This window comes from Sphingomonas sp. SUN019 (genome assembly GCF_024758705.1).
In the GTDB taxonomy this organism is placed as follows: domain Bacteria; phylum Pseudomonadota; class Alphaproteobacteria; order Sphingomonadales; family Sphingomonadaceae; genus Sphingomonas.
In genome coordinates this window covers 2,120,254-2,137,912 of sequence record NZ_CP096971.1, presented here as the reverse complement: position 1 = coordinate 2,137,912, position 17,659 = coordinate 2,120,254, and the positions used below count along the sequence as shown (strand labels likewise).

Genomic DNA, 17,659 nt, shown 5'->3' with positions numbered 1-17,659 from the left:
TCCCGCCCGCAACCGCGTACACTGAATGCGGGGTCTGCGGGGGGAAGCCTATGGCCGAGGAACGCCTGCCGGAAACGCCGAATGCGGTCGATCTGGCGATGAAGGAGGCGGCGGACGATCCCGCGCCGGACAATCCCGCGCGCATCCTGCTGGCGAAACAGAACCGGCTGATCGACGCGCAGGTGCGTCAGTTGGGACGGCAATGGTGGCGCGACGTGATCGTCACGCTGCTGGGCGCGGCGCTGCTGGCGCTGGTCGTGCTGTTCGTATGGAATGCCGGGCGATCGCGCGCGGTGGTGGTGGAGACGTTCGACACCCCGCCGTCGCTGGTCGCGCGCGGGCTGACGCCGCAAGTGGTCGCGGGATCGGTGCAGGATGCGCTGGCGGTGATCCAGGCGAGCAACACGCGCGCGGCGCTGGCGCGCAAGATCGACACGATCTGGGCCAACGACATCAAGGTGGATGTTCCCAACACGAACGTCTCGATCGGCGAGGTCGACCGGTTGCTGCGCGCCCGGCTGGGCAAGGAAACGCACGTCGGCGGCGCGATCGTCGCCAATCCCGACGGGACGCTCGCGATGACCATCCGCGCCACCGGGGTGCCGCCGAAGACCTTTACCGGCGCGCCGGCCGAATTGCCCGCGCTGACGATGCAGGCGGCGGAATACGTCTATGGCCGCTTCGAACCGCGGCTGTACGCGGTCTATCTCAACCGGCAGGGCAAATATGACGCGACGATCGCGTTCCTGCAGGACGCCTATCCGCGCGCGCCGGAGGATCAGCGCGCATCGCTGCTAAACGCCTGGGGGCTGGCGTTGGGGCAAAAGGGGCGGATGCGCGAGGGCGTCGCGAAACTGCGCATGGCGATCGAACTGAACCCTTATGCCTGGGGTGCCGCGGACAATCTGATCGGCATGATGTTCGACGTGGCGGGCGAAGAGGGCGCGGTGCGCGAGGGGCGCGCAGTCGCGGCGCGGATCGCAGACGCGCCTGCGGACAAGCGGCCGGACCCGACGCAGCAGCCGCTCGCCACCTATCAGTCGCTGGTCAGCGACTATACTAGCCTGGTCGACGAGACGCTGGCCGCGAACGAGGCGAACGGCGGGCGATCCGCGCTGTCGATGGGCGATACGGCCTATTATCTCGCCGAGGCCGAGGCGCGGCGGCACGACTGGCGCGCGGCGCTGCACTATCTTGAAAGCGCGGAGCCGTCGGCAGAGGCGCGGGCGGTGCGCCAACTGGTCGTCGGATTGCACGCGATCGAAGTCGGCGACACAGCGCGGGCGGTGGCGGCGTTCGACCGCTTCGACGCGATCTTCAGGACCGAAGACACCGTGCGGTTCGCGTTCCCGACCGGCCCGTGCTGGCGGGGCTTGGCATACGGGCTGGCGGGGCGGCGGGAGGAGGCCGATCGCATGCTGGCGGCGGCCGGCCGGTGGAGCGAATGCTACAGTCTGGCCGGCGACGTAGCGGAGGCGGCGGGCGATCGGCGCGGGGCGGATGCGCTATACGCGCGCGCGAAGGCGCTCACGCCGTCATTGCCGCTGCCGTATCAGCGGCACGCGATGACCTTGCTGAAACGCGGGCGCGGGGCGGACGCGGCGGTGGAGTTCGCCGCGGCGAACAGGCGCGGGCCGCGCTGGGCCGATCCGCTGAAGGGGTGGGGCGATGCGCTGGCGGCGCAGGGCAAATGGCGGCTGGCCGGTACGAAATATGACGCCGCGACGCCCTTCGCACCGCGCTGGGGCGAACTGGCGCAGGCGCGGGCGGCGGCGAAGCAACGGGCGGCGGTCGCGTCGTGGTGGCCGTTCGATTAGTGCTAGTTCGCTCAAGTTTGCCACACTTCTGATCCTCCCCTGCAAGGGGAGGTGGCGCGCAGCGCCGGAGGGGTATAGAGCTACCGATAGCTCGACACCCCTCCGTCAGCGCTGCGCGCTGCCACCTCCCCTTGCAGGGGAGGATTGAGTGGCCGCCCGCCGCGATCAGGCCGAAACGCGGTGCAGCGCGCAGAGCTTGTTGCCGTCGGGATCGCGCAGATAGGCGAGATACAGGTTCATGCCGTTTCCGCTGCGGACGCCGGGCGGATCCTCGATCGCGGTGCCGCCGTGCGCCACGCCCGCCTCATGCCAGGCGTTCGCCTGTTCGGGTCCGTCGACCGCAAAGCCGATCGTCATGCCGTTGCCGGGCGTTGCGTCCTCGCCGTCGATCGGCGGGGTGACGAGAAACATGCTGCCGTTGTGCATATAGATCAGCCGTCCCTTGGGATCGGTGATGCCGGGCTTGCCGCCGATCGACCCGAACAGGCTGTCGTAGAATTTCTTCGATCGATCGATGTCGTTCGATCCGACCATCATGTGGCTGTACATTTTCTCTCTCCCAATTTCGTCACCCCAGCGCAGGCTGGGGTCTCCCGGTCACAACGTCCCGCGCTTCGTTGTCAGACCCCAGCGTTCGCTGGGTGACGAAGAAGGCGTCGGTTCAGTAGATCACCACCGACCGGATGCTTTCGCCGGCGTGCATCAGGTCGAACCCCTTGTTGATGTCGTCCAGCGTCAGCCGGTGGGTGATCATCGGGTCGATCTGGATCATGCCGTTCATGTACCAGTCGACGATCTTGGGCACGTCGGTGCGGCCCTTCGCGCCGCCGAATGCGGTGCCGCGCCAGTTGCGCCCGGTGACCAATTGGAATGGCCGCGTGCTGATCTCCTTGCCCGCCTCCGCCACGCCAATGACGATCGACGTGCCCCAGCCGCGGTGGCAGCATTCCAGCGCCTGGCGCATCACGGTCGTATTGCCGGTGCAGTCGAACGAATAGTCCGCGCCGCCGTCGGTCAGCGCGACGATGTGCGCGACGACGTCGGCCACGTCCTTCGGGTTGACGAAATCGGTCATGCCGAAGCGGCGGCCCCATGCCTCGCGGTCAGGGTTGATGTCGACCCCGACGATCCGCGCGGCCCCGGCGAGCTTCGCGCCCTGCAGCACGTTCAGCCCGATCCCGCCGAGACCGAACACGACCACGGTGTCCCCGGCCTCGACCTTGGCGGTGTTGACCACCGCGCCGACCCCGGTCGTGACGCCGCAACCGATGTAGCAGCTGGTGTCGAACGGTGCGTCGGGGCGGATCTTCGCGACCGCGATCTCGGGCAGAACGGTGAAGTTCGAGAAGGTCGAACAGCCCATGTAGTGAAAGATAGGCTGCCCCCTGTGGCTGAACCGCGTTGTCCCGTCGGGCATCAGCCCTTTCCCCTGCGTCGCGCGGATCGCTGTGCACAAATTGGTCTTGCCGCTGAGGCACGACTTACATTGGCGGCATTCGGGGGTGTAGAGCGGGATGACGTGATCGCCGACCACGACGCTCGTCACGCTCGTGCCAACCTCTCGCACGATGCCGCAGCCTTCGTGGCCCAGCACGCTCGGGAACAGCCCCTCGCTGTCCAGACCGTCGAGCGTGTAGGCGTCGGTATGGCAGATTCCGGTGGCCATGATCTCGATCAGCACTTCACCCGCCTTCGGCCCCTCCAGATCGAGTTCGACGATCTCCAGCGGCTTCTTCGCCTCGAACGCGACGGCGGCCCTAGTCTTCATGAGCGGTCTTCATGGCGGGTAACTCCTTTGCGACCGCCTTTGCCTCCCCGTGGCGTGTCCTGCAAGTTGCCTAGCAAAGCTTGGGGCCGCATAGATAAAGCGTTGCTGGCGTCGACCGGGGTGGGAAGGCTAGCGGCGGGGGATGGACATGACGCTCTTGGTGGATCGCGACGTTCGTGAACGGTTGCTGCGCGCGCTGGTCACGCTGGCGGAGGCGGCGGGCGACGTCGTGTGGGACCATTTCGTGCGCGGCGCGAGCGTGACGTTCAAGGCAGACGAATCGCCCGTCACCGCGGCCGATCACGCGGCCGAGGCGGTGATCCTGGCGGGCCTGCGTGAACACGCGCCGGGCATTCCGGTAGTGGCGGAGGAAGAGGCTGCGGCGGGGCGTATCCCTGACATCGACGGCGCGTTCTTCCTGGTCGATCCGCTCGACGGGACGAAGGAATTCATCAAGCGCGGCGACGATTTCACCGTGAACATCGGACTGGTCGAGCGCGGCGTGCCGACGATGGGCGTGGTGTACGCGCCCGCGCGCAACACATTGTACTGGGGCGATCTGGCGGCCGGGGCGTGGCAGGCGGAACGAGCGCCCGGCGCAGTCCGCGGGCCGACGAAGACGATCGCGGTGCGCGCCGTGCCCACGCCGCCGTGCGCGGTCGCTTCACGCAGCCATGCCGACCCGCAGACCGCGGCGTGGCTCGACGCGGGCGGCATCTGCGATTGCGTATCGGTCGGATCGTCGCTGAAGTTCGTACTGGTGGCGAGCGGAGAGGCCGATGTCTATCCGCGCACCGGGCCGACGATGGAATGGGATACGTGTGCGGGCGACGCGGTGTTGCGCGCGGCGGGCGGACGCGTGCTCGACCTGGACGGCGACGTGTTTCGCTATGGCAAGCCGGGGTTCCGCAACACCGGCTTCGTCGCGACCGGTCCCTATAACCCCGCGCCACTCCGCCCGTTCATGGACGCCGCATGACGCTGACCCATCTCGACCGGCTCGAAGCCGAGAGCATCCATATCCTGCGCGAGGTGGTGGCGGAGGCCGAAAAGCCCGTGATGCTGTATTCGGTCGGCAAGGATTCGGCGGTCATGCTGCATCTGGCGAAGAAGGCGTTTTATCCCGCACCGCCGCCGTTTCCGCTGCTCCACGTCGATACGACATGGAAATTCCGCGCCATGTACGAATTGCGCGACCGCGCGGCGCGCGACGCGGGGATGGAACTGCTGGTCCATCACAACCCGGACGCGCAGGCACGCGGGATCAACCCGTTCGATCACGGCGCTCTCCACACCGACCTATGGAAGACCGAAGGACTGAAGCAGGCGCTGGACAAATACGGCTTCGACGCGGCGTTCGGCGGCGCACGCCGCGACGAGGAGAAATCGCGCGCCAAGGAACGCGTCTTCTCGTTCCGCACCGCCTCGCACCGCTGGGATCCTAAGGCGCAGCGGCCGGAGCTTTGGCATCTCTACAACGCGCGCAAGGCCAGGGGGGAGTCGATGCGCGTCTTCCCGATCAGCAACTGGACCGAACTGGACGTGTGGCAATACATCGCGCGGGAGGGGATCGAGATCGTGCCGTTGTACTTCGCCGCACCGCGTCCGACCTACGAATGGGACGGCCAGCTGTTCATGGCCGATGACATCGAGCGCGTGGAGCGCGTGATCGGGCGCAAACTGACGCTCATCGAACGATCGGTCCGCTTCCGCACGCTCGGCTGCTTTCCCTTGAGCGGTGCGGTGGAGAGCGTGGCGACGACGATCGAGGACGTCATTCAGGAGATGCTGCTGACCACGACGTCGGAACGGCAGGGTCGCGTGATCGACAAGGACGTCGGCGCGAGCATGGAACAGAAGAAGCAGGAGGGGTACTTCTGACATGACTGCGTATTGCCCCGACGACCTCGTTTCCTCCGACATCGCCGCATACCTGCAGCAACACGAAAGCAAATCGTTGCTGCGTTTCATCACCTGCGGGTCGGTGGACGACGGCAAATCGACGTTGATCGGCCGATTGCTGTACGATTCGAAGCAGATTTTCGAGGACCAGCTGTCCGCGCTGGAAGAGGATTCGAAGCGCGTCGGGACGCAGGGGCAGAATATCGATTTCGCGCTGCTGGTCGACGGGCTCGCGGCGGAACGTGAACAGGGCATCACGATCGACGTCGCGTATCGGTTTTTCGCGACCGACAAGCGCAAGTTCATCGTCGCGGATACGCCGGGGCACGAACAATATACCCGCAACATGGTGACCGGCGCGTCGACCGCCGACCTGGCGGTGATCCTGATCGATGCGCGTAAGGGCATATTGACGCAGACGCGGCGGCATTCGTACCTCGCGCATCTGATCGGTATCCGGAACATCGTGCTGGCGATCAACAAGATGGACCTGGTCGATTACGACCGGACCGTCTTCGAGACGATCGTCGCCGATTATCGCGAATTCGCGAGCGGGATCGGGATCGACGGGTTCACCGCGATTCCGGTGTCGGGGCTGGCGGGGGATAATATCGCCTCGCGCTCCGATGCGACCCCCTGGTATGACGGCCCGTCGCTGATCGAGCATCTGGAAGCCGTTCCGCTCGATGCCGACGCCGATGCGAAGAAGCCATTCCGCCTGCCGGTGCAATGGGTCAACCGCCCGAACCTCGACTTCCGCGGGTTTGCGGGGACGATCGCGGCGGGGACGGTCAAACCCGGCGATGCGGTGCGGATCGTGCCGTCGGGGAGGGCGTCGACCGTAAAGCGCGTCGTCGCAATCGGGGGCGATCTTAAACAGGCGCAGGCGGGGCAGTCGGTCACGCTGACGCTGGCCGACGAGGTCGATTGCTCGCGCGGCGACATGATCGCGGCGGCGGGCGATCCGCCGCAGGCGTCCGACCAGTTCGAGGCGACGATCGTGTGGATGAGCGACGAGGCGATGCTGCCCGGCCGCTCCTATTGGCTGAAGCTCGGCACGCAGAGCGCCACCGCGACGCTCAACGCGCCGAAATATCAGGTCAACGTCAACACGATGGAGCAACTGGCGGCCAAGACGCTGGAGCTGAACGCGATCGGCGTCACGACCTTTTCGACCGATCGGCCGATCGTGTTCGAGCCGTATGAACAGAGCCGCGATCTCGGCGGGTTCATCCTGATCGACAAGGCGAGCAACGCGACCGTCGCGGCGGGGATGATCCACTTCGCGCTGCGCCGCGCGCAGAACGTCCACCGCCAGCATCTGGACGTCAGCCGCGAAACGCACGCGCGTCTGAAGAATCAGAAGCCCGCGGTGCTGTGGTTCACCGGGCTGTCGGGCGCGGGGAAATCGACGATCGCCAATCTGGTCGAACAGAAACTGGTGCGGATGAACCGGCACACCTTCCTGCTCGACGGCGACAATGTGCGGCATGGCCTGAACAAGGATCTGGGCTTTACCGACGCCGACCGGGTGGAGAACATCCGCCGCGTCGGCGAAGTCGCGCGGCTCATGGCCGATGCGGGGATGATCGTGCTGACCGCGTTCATCAGCCCGTTCCGCACCGAGCGCGAGATGGTGCGGCAGATGATGCCGCCGGGCGAATTCATCGAGGTGCATATCGACACCTCGCTGGCCGAGGCCGAACGGCGCGACGTGAAGGGCCTCTATGCGAAGGCGCGCGCCGGGCAGTTGGCGAACTTTACGGGGATCGACTCGCCGTATGAAGCGCCGGAGGATCCCGAAATCCGCATCGACACCAGTGCGATGAGCGCGGATGCGGCGGCGCAGCGGATCGTCGATTTCCTGATCGATGGGGGGTGAGGGGGGGCCGAAACGAGCGACGACGTTCGACTACCCATTCCCCGTTCGTCCTGAGTAGGGACTGAGCGAAGGCGAAGGCCCGTATCGAAGGACATGCCCGGACGCTGTCCTTCGATACGCGTCTTCAACAAGCTCAGCCGCTACTCAGGACGAACGGGTAGAGTCCCTAACGCACCCCCGCCTTCAACGTCGCCCGCGTTCCGCGGTGGCCGGGGTCGTATTCCACGATCGACTGCAGGCTTTGCGCCATCGCGCGGATCAGTTTCGTGCCGATGCCGGTGCCGCCCGGCGCGATTTCGCCCGACAGGCCGACGCCGTCGTCTTCTACTGCTAGTAGGAACAGTTCTTTGCCCTCCATCTGTAGCGCGATGCGGATTTCGCCGCTGCCGGCCGGATAGGCGTATTTGCACGCGTTGCTGACCAGTTCGGTGACGATCACGCCCAGCGACACCGCGCGGTCGGTCGGCAGGCGGATCGGGTCGGCGACCAGTTTCAGGTCGCGCGGGAGATCCGCGCTGGACCAGGTCTGCGCCAGTTCGTCGACCAATGCCGACAGATATTCGCGCATGTCGACGCTTTCCACATCGCCGCCAGTGTAGAGACGGCGATGGACCTGCGCGATCGCGCTGATCCGGCGCTGCGTATCCTCCAGCGCGGCGCGCGCGCTGTCGTCGGACAAGGCGTTCGACTGCATCCGGACCATCGCGGAGACGATCTGCAGCGAATTGGCGACGCGGTGATTGACCTCCGACAGCAATGCCTCAAGCCGGTCGTTGCTGGCGCGCAGCCCTGCCTCCGCATCGGCCTTGCCGCGCTCGAGCGTCGCGCGCGCGATGACCTGCTCGAAGGCGGCGTCGAGCAGGTCGAAGAAATCCTCGCCGACCGTCTTCACGACATAATCGGCCGCGCCGGCGCGCAGCGCCGCGATCGCGATGCGGCCCTCTTCCGATCCGGTGACATAGACCACGCTCGGCGCATCCGGCAGCGCGCGCAGCGCCGCCAGCGTTTCCAGCCCGTCCATCCCGGGCATGTAGTGATCGACCGCGACGATATCGAAGCGGTCGGCGGCGGCCAGCGCGACACCCTCAGCGCCGCCCTCGGCCACGGTCACGTCATGCCCGCGGCGGGCAAGCGCTTTCGCCGCCAGCCGACGGATCCCCGGATCATCGTCGATGTAGAGTACTGTCGCCATCAATCGCCCAGATCGGGCACCTGGATGACCGACAGGAACAGCCCGAGCTGGCGGATCGCCTGCGCGAAATTCTCATAATTCACCGGCTTGGTGATGTAGACGTTGGCCCCCAGATCATAGCAACGCTGGATTTCGCGGCTGTCGTCGGTGGTCGTCAATACGACGACGGGCGTACGCTTCAACGGGCCGCTGCTGTCCTTGATCCGGGTCAGGATGTCGGTGCCGCTCATGTCGGGCAGATTGAGGTCGAGCAGGACGAGTGCGGGGCCGTTGTGGGTCGGGCCGTTCTTGTCGTTGAACAGATATTCCAGCGCGCTCGTACCGTCGGTGAAATGGCGGATGTCATTCAAGATGCCCGCGCGGCGGATGTTCTTTTCGATCAGCCGGGCATGGCCTTCGTCATCCTCGATCATCACGATGTTGACGGATTGATGCGCGTTCATGCTCGTTGTTCCTGTAGTTCCAGGGTCTTGGGCAGCGATAGCCGGAAGGTGGCGCCTTCGCCAAGCGTCGAGGTGAGATCGATGATCCCGCCCAGGCGATAGGCCAATGCGCGAACGTGCGCGAGTCCGATGCCTTCTCCGGGCTGATCCTGCGAACCCGATCGGCGGAACAGGTCGAACACGCGTTCGTGGTCGCGCGGGTCGATGCCGCGACCATTGTCGGTCACCGCAAACCAGCGTCGCGGACCTTCGCTGCCGCCGGTGACGACGATCCGTGCGGGGCGGGTCGGATGGCGATATTTCACCGCATTTTCGATCAGGTTGGACAGTATCTGCTCCACGCCGAGGCGATCGCTGACGACGGCGGGCAGATCGCCCTCGACCTCGACGGTCGTGCCCTGTTCGTCCAGCCGGTGCGCCAGACTGCCGCGGATTTCGTCGACGATCGCGGCCACGTCGAGCGGTTCGGGCGTCAGGACGCGGCGGCCCTGCCGCGATAGCGTGAGGATCGCGGTAATCAGCCGGTCCATCTTCTGCGTCGAGGTGCGGATGAAGCCGATCGCCTCCGGCAGATCCTCGCGCGCCGCCAGCCGCGCCTCTTCGGTCACGATCTCGGGGGCTGTCGCCTCGGCGCGGTCGATCAATTCCGCGATCGTATTGGTCGCGGCGTCAAGTTCGGCGGTGAAGCCCATCACGTTGACCAACGGCGAGCGCAGATCGTGGCTGACGATATAGGCGAAGCGCTGGATTTCCTCGTTCGCGCGGCTGAGGTCGGCGGTGCGATCCGATACCAGAACCTCGAGATTCTCGTTCAATCCCCGCATCATATCGCGCGACCCGGTCAGGTCGCGCGTGTAACGCATGACGACCGCCAACCCAGCGATGGCGACGGCGCCCAGCACCACCCCGGCAAAGGCGAGGATCGCGTAGAAGACGCGAATGCTGGCGGCCTGTTCGGCGTCGCGGATCGCCAGCAGACGGCGTTCCTCCGCTCCCATCGCGTCGAACGCGCGGCGCATCAGCCGCAATCGCCCGGCTCCGCCCTGCGCGCGGAACGTCGCGATCGCGCGCGCAGCTTCGCCTGCGCCGACCTGCGCGATGCTCGCCGCACGCTCGGCGCTCAGTTCGTCGATCAGCCGGTCGACCAGTTTCAGGTGCCGTTGCTGCAGCGGGTTGTCGATCGTCAGCGCGCCGACCCGATCCATCACCGTCGGCAGCGCTGCGGCGACGTCGCGGTAGCTGGCGAGAAACGCAGGATCGCCTGCCAGCATATAGCCGCGCCGCGCGGTTTCGCCTTGTTCGATCAGGCGGCGCGCCTCGGCGATCGTCAGTTCGACCTGATAGGTATGCGCGACGGCGGCGTTGTGTTGTTGATTGCGGCCCTGCACCCAGGCGGCGGCGATACCGGCGACGATCAGCGCGAGAAAACCCGCCGCCATGAACGCGAGCAGGACGCGGCCCAGCCGCCCTTCGCGGATCATCAACGGTACACGCACACGCATCGGAGCGCGGTCTAGTCGCAGCCGTAACGATTGGCCAGTGGCAGCACCTTGATGTGGATCAGAGCAGCAATTCTTGAGCAGACGCCCGGCCGACCGATCCACCGCCGCGCCTACGGTCCATTTCGGCGTTGGCGGTGAAGCGGATGTCGGGGTCGCGATCGGTCAGGAAGCCCATCAGTGATTCGTGATCGATCTCGCGCCAGTCCTTGCCGCGATCGGGACCGTAGCGGACGCGCGGGATCAGGCCGGGGTCGCGCGACCATTCCAGCAATTGTTCGATGCTCGCCTCGTTCAGCATGTCGCGCAGGTGGAAGGCGGTGACATAAGCGTCGGGGAAGGCGCGGTGCGCGGGCAGGCCGCGTTCGTGCTCCATCCCATCGGGCTTCCGCCAATACCGCAACACCTGATTGGAGAAGCTGGGCGAATCGGGCCACAGCCTGAGTGCGCATTTCCACGTGCAGATCCACTCCGCGCCGGAGGTGAAATTGGGCGTGCAGAATTGCTGTTCGAACGATGCGCGGTGCGCCGCGAGCGCCAGGCGACGGGGGTAGGGATCGAGCACTTGCCGCGCCACGTCGTGCCACCACGGCGCATCAGCAACATCCTCGTCGCGGATGTGGTGGATCGCCTGCGTCACGGGCGGCAGCGAGCGGCCGGGATTGACGTAGCGTTGCCCGCCCTCGCCATACAATTCCCACCGGCCATCGGGGCCGAGCGCCACATCCTGCCAGCCGACCTCGCATACGCCGTGCGCGGGCGGCGCGCTGCCGGTGGTTTCGAGATCGACGACGCGGACGATGCTTGGTTTCGACGGGGGACGCATCGCCGCTATGTGGGGGTTAAGACCGGCAGAGTCACGCCGCCCGGATCACGCCGCCCGGATCACGCCGCACGAGTCACGCCGCTTTGGGCCAGCTGCGCGTCGATCGCGGCGACCAGCCGGTCGAGCGCGGCGGGATCGTCCGCCTCGGCGCGCGCGGTCAGCATGTCCTGCGTGTTCGACGCGCGCAGCAGCCACCAGCCGTCGGCGGTGGTGACGCGCGCGCCGTCTGTCAGGTCGACCGTCGCGCCGTTCGCCGCCAGTCGCGCGACCACCTCGTCGACTACGGCGTCCTTCCGCGCAGGATCGACCGCGAAGCGCAGTTCGGGCGTGCTCGCGCGGACCGGCTTCGCATCGCGCCATTCGGCGAGCGTGCGGCCGGAGCGCTGCACCGCGTCGATCAGGCGCACCGCGGCGTAGATGCCGTCGTCGAAGCCGCCGAGGTCGCCGAAGAAGATGTGCCCGCTCATCTCGCCGGCCAGCGCTGCATTCTCCTCGCGCAGCTTCAGCTTGATGTTGCTGTGGCCCGATTTCCACATGACGGCGCGGCCGCCGAGCGCCTCGATCCGGTCGAACAACCCGTTGCTCGCCTTTACGTCGGCAATGATCGTGCTGCCGGGCCGCTCGACCAGAAGAGATTCCGCCAGAACGGATAGAATCTGATCGCCGCGCAGCACGCGTCCTGAACCGTCCACCGCGCCGATCCGGTCGCCGTCGCCATCGAAAGCCACTCCGAAATCGAGGCGTCTCTCCGCGACCAGCCGCTGCAGATCGGCAAGGTTCTCGTCCTCGGTAGGATCGGGATGATGGTTCGGAAAATCGCCGTCGACATCGGTGAACAGCAAGTGATGCTCACCCGGCAGGAGCTTCGTCAGCGCCTCGACCACCGGCCCCGCCGCGCCATTGCCCGCGTCCCAGCCGATCCTGAGGCCGGGGCCGTCATGCCCGGCGAGCAGGCGCGCGACATAGGCGTCGCCGGTGTCGGCGTCGCTGACGATCCCCTCGCCATCGGTGAAGTCCCCCGCCGCGGCCAGCGCGGCCAGCGCCTGGATATCCGCGCCGAAAAATGGCGCTCGCTGCAATACCAGCTTGAAGCCGTTGTGATCGCGGGGATTGTGGCTGCCGGTTACCTGTATCCCGGCATCGACCTCTAACGTGCTCTCGGCGAAGTAAAGCATCGGCGACGGGCCGATCCCGATCCGCACGACATCCGCACCCGATGCGGCCAGCCCGTCGACTAGCGCCGCCTCCAGCATTGGCGAAGATGTGCGCCCGTCGTAGCCGACCACCACCCGCCGCCCGCCTGCGCGCCGCACGATCGTGGCGAATGCGCGCCCGACCGCGTGCGCATCGGAAGCGTCCAACGTCTCGCCCACGATCCCGCGGATGTCATATTCTCGCAGGATCGAGGGGTTCAGATCATGGGTCAACGAAGGGCTTTCGGGTCGGGAAGGACGCGCGCCGTTGGGTGACGCCGTGTGCGGATCAGAAAGATCATGCTTGTCCTATGTTCCCGGTCCGCTGTCGAATCGGCGACGCCCGGAACAGCGTTCTTGCCGCCAGGGTGCGGCCGTGCCAGCCAATAGCCATGCTGCGTTTTCTATTCGCCACCGCCGTCGCGGCGCTGTCGCCCGTCCCCGCTTTTACCCAGAGCACGGTGATCGCCGACCCCTATGCCGCATCACGCGCGATCATCGGCGACATCGGGCGGATAGTGACGCCGGATGGCGTACAGGACGATTTCGCCGTCACGCTGGGCGGCGCGCGACAGGCGGTGAACGTGCGCGGCGCGGATCGCGCGAACCCGATCCTGATCTTCGTGCACGGCGGCCCCGGCGCGGTCGAGATGCCGGTCGCCTGGTCGTTCCAGCGGCCGTGGGAGGATTTCTTCACGGTCGTGCAATGGGATCAGCGCGGCGCGGGCAAATCCTATCCGCTGAACGATCCAGCCGCGATCGCGCCGACGATGACGCTGGAACGATACCGTGACGACGCGATCGAACTGATCGATGTGCTCCGGGCGAGATACGGCAAGCGCAAGGTGTTGCTGCTCGGGCATAGCTGGGGATCGGCGGTCGGGCTGGCGGTGGCGGCCAAGCGCCCAGATCTGCTTCACGCCTATATCGGGATGGGTCAGGTGATCGATTTCCGCGAGAACGAGCGCGTCGGCTTTGCATGGACGCTGCAACAGGCGCGCGCGCGCCAAGACGCCGAGGCGATTGCGGCGCTGCAGGTGTTGGCCCCCTATCCGCGGCCCGAACCGCTGGAGATCGCGAAGTCGGACGGGTGGCGCAAATATGCCGTGCGCTATGGCGCGCTGGCGGCGGGGCGCGACAATGCCGATTTCTATTTCCACGCCCCGCGGCTGTCGCCCGATTACACGCCCGCCGACCGCAAGGCGTGGAGCGACGGCAGCGCCTTTTCGGTCGCGACATTGTGGCCGCGGCTGGACAAGGTGTCGTTCGCCCGGCTCGACCGGCTGAAGACACCGGTGATCCTGCTGCTCGGCCGCCACGATTATACTGTCCCCGCGCCGATCGCGGACGCATGGATGAAACAGCTCCGCGCGCCAGCGAAGACCACGGTCTGGTTCGAGCATTCCGCTCATCTGATGATGGTCGAGGAGCCGGGCCGGACGCTGAAGGCGCTGCTCGACCACGCCCTTCCGACGGTGCGCGACTAGTCCGCCGTCGCGGGTTCCTGTTTCGGCATCAGCGCGTCGTCGATCTCCGCCGCGCGGACCGCGGCGGGGCGGCCCATGATGCGGCCGAGATAGGCGTCGAACGCATCGCGTTTCGGCAGCGTCCCGAAATTCACGCCCCAGCCGACATGGCTGCCGACATAGACGTCCGCCGCAGTGAAACGATCGCCCGCGATATACTCATGCGCCGACACCGCTTTTTCCAGCGTGTCGACCATCTGGTCGAACGATCCGTAACCGACCATCATCTGTTTGTCGGCAGGGATCTCGACGCCCAGAGACCGGTCGATCACCCCGGCCTCGACCGGCCCGGCGGCGAAGAACATCCAGCGATAATAATCCGCGCGCTCGTCGGCGGTGGGGGCAAGGCCAGCATCGGGGAAGGTTTCGGCCAGATAGGCGCAGATCGCGGCGCATTCGGTGACCGTGCGGCCGTCGTGGACGATCGCAGGCACCTTCCCCATCGGATTGATCGCGAGATAGTCCGCGCCCTTCATCGTATCGGCATAATCGAGCAGCACCGTCTCATACGGCTGCCCGATTTCCTCGAGCATCCAGCGTGCGATCCGCCCGCGCGACATCGGGTTGGTGTAGAAGGTCAGGGCCACGGTCTGTCTCCGGCTTTGCGAGTCGTCAGGAACGAAAGTGGAACACGGTCGCGGCGCGACGTCAAGCCGGTCGCGCGAGCGTTCGTCCGAACAACACCAGCATCCGGCTCCATGCGCGTTCGGCCTGCACCTGATTGTAGGCCTGGCTGTCGGGCGGACACCAACCGTGCATTGCGCCTGTGTAGACCTCGATTTCGGCCGGGCGCTTGGCGGCGGCGAAGGCGGCGCGCAGGACGTTCTTGTCGTCCGGGCTGCGTTGATCGTCGTTCTCGGCGATCGCGATCAGCGCGTCGGCCTTCAGCTTCGGGATCAGCAGATGCGGACTGTCTGGCTTGTCGCTGACCAGCCCAGCGCCGTGGAACGACGCGATCGCGCGGTAGCGATCGGCGCGCGCGGCGGCGGTCTGGATCGTCATCGGGCCGCCCATACAGTAACCGCTGGAGCCAAGGCCGCGCTTCGTATCGACCTCTTTCTGCGCATCGAGGAAGCGGGTGAAGGCCACGCCGTCGCGAGTCACAGCCTCGGCGGTCAGCGCTTCGCGCCACGGCATGATGCGCGCGCGCACCGCGGGCTGGCCGAAACTCTCGCCTGCCTTCAGGAACGGCGCCTTCACCGAACGGTAGAATTGATTGACGACCAGCACCGCATAGCCCGATTCGGCCAGCCGCCGCCCCATCTGCTCGAACGCGGGACGCAGTCCCATGATGTCGGGCCATATCAGCACGCCGGGATGCTTTCCCGTCGTCGGCGCGACGAAATAGGCGTCGGCGATGCCGTCCGGGGTCTTGATCTGCACGCGGCGTCCGCTGACTGCCGCGGCGTTCGCGGGACTTGGGAGCAGCAGCGCAAGCCCCGCCGCCCCTGCGCCCGCCCCGAACGCGCGGCGCGTCAGGACGCGGGCGTTGTCTGCCTCGGTATGGTCGTCGCACATCGTGTCGGCTCCTCATCCGCTTGTTCGTGCACGACTATAGCGTGGTTACGCGCGCCGATACCACCATACGCCGTCGCGGATTTCCTTCACCGCGCGCCCCTCGACCTCCAGGTGACGGAGGTGCGCCATCGCCTCGCCCGTCGCCATGCCGATCACGTCCGGCCCGATCGCGCGGCGGAACAGGCGGCCGAAGCAATCGACCGCGCGTTTGGGGCCGTCCGCCATATGTTCGACCAAAGCATCGAGCCGGTCGCGATGCTCGTGATCGAGCGCGTCCAGCCGCGCGTGCAGCCCGTAGAACGGATCGCCATGCCCCGGCAGGACGAGCAGGTCGGGCGGCAATTGCTTCAGCTTCGCGATCGAGGCCAGCCAGTCGCCGAGCGGATCGCCCTCGGGCTCCATGACGCCCAGCGACACGTTCGAGCTGATCTTCGGCAGCACCTGATCCCCCGCGATCAGCACCTTCCGGTCGCGATCGAGCAGGCAGGCGTGTTCGGGGCTGTGCCCGCTGCCGACGACGACCTGCCAGTCCGACCCGCCGATCTTCAGTGTCTGACCGTCCTGGATGCGCGTGAAGCCCAGCGGCATCCGCGCGATCATCTTACCGAAATGCGACCAGCCGCGTCCCGCACCCAATGCAAGCTGCGCCTCGTCCCAGCCGCTCGCGCGCCAGAAGGCGACCATCTCGCCCGGCGTTTCGTCGCGCGCGTCGGCGGCGAGCATTCGGACGGTCAGCCATTCGGTGCGCGTCATCAGCAGCGGCGCATCGAACTTGCGGCACAGCCAGCCCGCGAGCCCGACGTGATCGGGATGCATATGCGTGCACAGCACGCGCGAGATGCGCTGCCCGCCCATCGCCTGGTCGAGAATGGTTCGCCACGCCTCGACCGATCGTTCGCCCGCGGTGCCGGTGTCGATCGCCAGCGCGCCGTCTCCGTCGTCGAGGATCAGCCCGTTGACGTGCTTCAACGGCCCCGACATCGGCACGCGCCACCAGCGGATACCGGGCATCACGGTCAAGAGCTCGCCGGGTTGTGGGCTGCGGTCGCCGAACGGGTACGTCAGCCCCTTGTGACTGGTCGGGATCAGCCCTTCGTCGCCGATCAAGGCGCGGTCGAGTGCGGTTGCCATCGGTAGCGGGTAGCAACGTAACTTACGTTACGTCGAGCGGTTTGTTGGGTTTGCCCAGTCGGGTTGAGCGACAACAAGCAATCCTCCCCTGCAAGGGGAGGTGGCGCGCAGCGCCGGAGGGGAGTGGCGGGTCGAACGCGCCCCGCGCTTTCGAGGATTGCCGGGGGCAATCCGACCCGCCACTCGCTATCGAGAGGGTGACACCCCTCCGTCAGGCTCCGCCTGCCACCTCCCCTTGCAGGGGAGGATTAGAGCAAGCGCGAGCCGAAACCCCTATCTCCGAAACGGATCGTCGAACGTGGGCTTTGGCGGCGGGGCGACATAGCCCTCCTGCGTCGCGGCTTCCGCCTCACGCGCCGCCTGTTCGCGTTCGGCGCGGAGCTGTGCGATCAGCGATTCGCGGTCGCCCTCCAGCCGGTGATCGGTGGGTGCGGCTTCGACGCCCGCCGCCTTCGCCGCCTTCGACACAGCGGCGTCCAGTTCGCGCTGCGTCGTCAGCCCGAGCGTGACCGGATCCTTCGGCGTGATGTTCTGGATATTCCAATGGCTGCGGTCGCGGATCGCGGCGATCGTCGTGCGCGTCGTGCCGATCAGATTGCCGATCGCGCCGTCGGTGATTTCGGGATGGTTGCGGATGATCCAGGCGATGCCGTCGGGCTTGTCCTGCCGCTTGGAGACCGGCGTGTAGCGCGGCCCCTTCGTGCGGCGGACCTGATCGGGGCCTTTGATCATCTGCATCCGGTAATCGGGGTTGGCCTGCGCCTTGTCGATTTCTTCCTGACTGACCTCGTGCGCGCGGACCGGATCGCGGCCGGTCAGCTTCGTCGTCGCGGTGTCGTCGGCGATCGCCTGCACTTCGAGGATGTGGAGCCCGCAGAATTCCGCGATCTGCTCGAAACTGAGCGCGGTGTTGTCGACCATCCAGCTGGCGGTCGCGTGGGGCATGAGCGGCTGGGCCATGC

16 protein-coding genes are annotated in these 17,659 nt (G+C 66.6%); 5 read left to right on the top strand and 11 right to left on the bottom strand.

Translation table 11 applies throughout. From position 1 onward, the window contains the following. The first annotated feature begins 50 nt into the window (after positions 1–50). Positions 51–1,817: a hypothetical protein gene (locus M0208_RS10250; protein WP_258891604.1), complete on the top strand. Its 1,767-nt coding sequence runs from the start codon at positions 51–53 to the stop codon at positions 1,815–1,817. Between the two features lie 165 nt (positions 1,818–1,982). Here the strand turns inward: M0208_RS10250 and M0208_RS10245 are convergent, their stop codons facing one another. Both M0208_RS10245 and M0208_RS10240 read right to left on the bottom strand, forming a co-directional pair. After that, complete coding sequence (locus M0208_RS10245; RefSeq protein WP_258891603.1) at positions 1,983–2,366, bottom strand: VOC family protein; 384 nt, start codon at positions 2,364–2,366, stop codon at positions 1,983–1,985. Positions 2,367–2,478: 112 nt separating this feature from the next. Next, entirely contained in the window at positions 2,479–3,585 is a 1,107-nt protein-coding gene (locus tag M0208_RS10240) for an S-(hydroxymethyl)glutathione dehydrogenase/class III alcohol dehydrogenase (protein ID WP_258891602.1), read from the bottom strand. A gap of 148 nt (positions 3,586–3,733) precedes the next feature. Between M0208_RS10240 and cysQ the strand changes: the two genes are divergently transcribed. Genes cysQ through cysN form a run of 3 tightly spaced genes read left to right on the top strand, consistent with a single transcriptional unit; the run spans position 3,734 to position 7,369 of the window. Continuing rightward, complete coding sequence (cysQ, locus tag M0208_RS10235; protein WP_258891601.1) at positions 3,734–4,564, top strand: 3'(2'),5'-bisphosphate nucleotidase CysQ; 831 nt, start codon at positions 3,734–3,736, stop codon at positions 4,562–4,564. Continuing rightward, entirely contained in the window at positions 4,561–5,466 is a 906-nt protein-coding gene (cysD, locus tag M0208_RS10230) for a sulfate adenylyltransferase subunit CysD (protein ID WP_258891600.1), read from the top strand. The genes cysQ and cysD overlap by 4 nt, the downstream gene beginning before the upstream one ends. A gap of 1 nt (position 5,467) precedes the next feature. Further along, a complete protein-coding gene (gene cysN, locus M0208_RS10225) occupies positions 5,468–7,369 on the top strand; it encodes a sulfate adenylyltransferase subunit CysN (RefSeq protein ID WP_258891599.1) in 1,902 nt (633 codons plus the stop codon). A 166-nt stretch (positions 7,370–7,535) separates the two neighbouring features. On the opposite strand, the gene M0208_RS10220 is transcribed toward cysN, so the two are convergent. The 5 genes from M0208_RS10220 to pgmG are packed head-to-tail and all read right to left on the bottom strand — an operon-like array spanning position 7,536 to position 12,756. Beyond that, positions 7,536–8,561, bottom strand: a complete 1,026-nt coding sequence (locus tag M0208_RS10220) for a sensor histidine kinase (protein ID WP_258891598.1) — start codon at positions 8,559–8,561, stop codon at positions 7,536–7,538. Then, entirely contained in the window at positions 8,561–9,004 is a 444-nt protein-coding gene (locus M0208_RS10215) for a response regulator (protein ID WP_258891597.1), read from the bottom strand. The genes M0208_RS10220 and M0208_RS10215 overlap by 1 nt, the downstream gene beginning before the upstream one ends. Beyond that, positions 9,001–10,506, bottom strand: coding sequence for a CHASE3 domain-containing protein (locus M0208_RS10210; RefSeq protein ID WP_258891596.1), 1,506 nt, complete (start codon positions 10,504–10,506; stop codon positions 9,001–9,003). The genes M0208_RS10215 and M0208_RS10210 overlap by 4 nt, the downstream gene beginning before the upstream one ends. A gap of 58 nt (positions 10,507–10,564) precedes the next feature. Then, a complete protein-coding gene (locus M0208_RS10205) occupies positions 10,565–11,329 on the bottom strand; it encodes a 3'-5' exonuclease (RefSeq protein WP_258891595.1) in 765 nt (254 codons plus the stop codon). 59 nt (positions 11,330–11,388) lie between these two features. Continuing rightward, positions 11,389–12,756, bottom strand: coding sequence for a phosphoglucomutase/phosphomannomutase PgmG (gene pgmG / locus M0208_RS10200; RefSeq protein ID WP_258891594.1), 1,368 nt, complete (start codon positions 12,754–12,756; stop codon positions 11,389–11,391). A 158-nt stretch (positions 12,757–12,914) separates the two neighbouring features. Between pgmG and M0208_RS10195 the strand changes: the two genes are divergently transcribed. Beyond that, a complete protein-coding gene (locus M0208_RS10195; protein ID WP_258891593.1) occupies positions 12,915–14,009 on the top strand; it encodes an alpha/beta fold hydrolase in 1,095 nt (364 codons plus the stop codon). Here M0208_RS10195 and M0208_RS10190 read toward each other — a convergent pair. The 4 genes from M0208_RS10190 to M0208_RS10175 form a co-directional block, all read right to left on the bottom strand. Then, a complete protein-coding gene (locus tag M0208_RS10190) occupies positions 14,006–14,635 on the bottom strand; it encodes a glutathione S-transferase family protein (protein WP_258891592.1) in 630 nt (209 codons plus the stop codon). The two genes, M0208_RS10195 and M0208_RS10190, sit on opposite strands and share 4 nt — an antisense overlap. A 61-nt stretch (positions 14,636–14,696) precedes the next feature. Then, the gene (locus M0208_RS10185) at positions 14,697–15,566 is read right to left on the bottom strand and encodes a dienelactone hydrolase family protein (RefSeq protein ID WP_258891591.1); all 870 of its coding nucleotides are present in this window, start codon (positions 15,564–15,566) and stop codon (positions 14,697–14,699) included. 45 nt (positions 15,567–15,611) lie between these two features. Continuing rightward, positions 15,612–16,697, bottom strand: coding sequence for an MBL fold metallo-hydrolase (locus M0208_RS10180; protein ID WP_258891590.1), 1,086 nt, complete (start codon positions 16,695–16,697; stop codon positions 15,612–15,614). Positions 16,698–16,970: 273 nt separating this feature from the next. Beyond that, the gene (locus M0208_RS10175; RefSeq protein WP_258891589.1) at positions 16,971–17,657 is read right to left on the bottom strand and encodes a DUF1013 domain-containing protein; all 687 of its coding nucleotides are present in this window, start codon (positions 17,655–17,657) and stop codon (positions 16,971–16,973) included. Between the last annotated feature and the right edge of the window lie 2 nt (positions 17,658–17,659).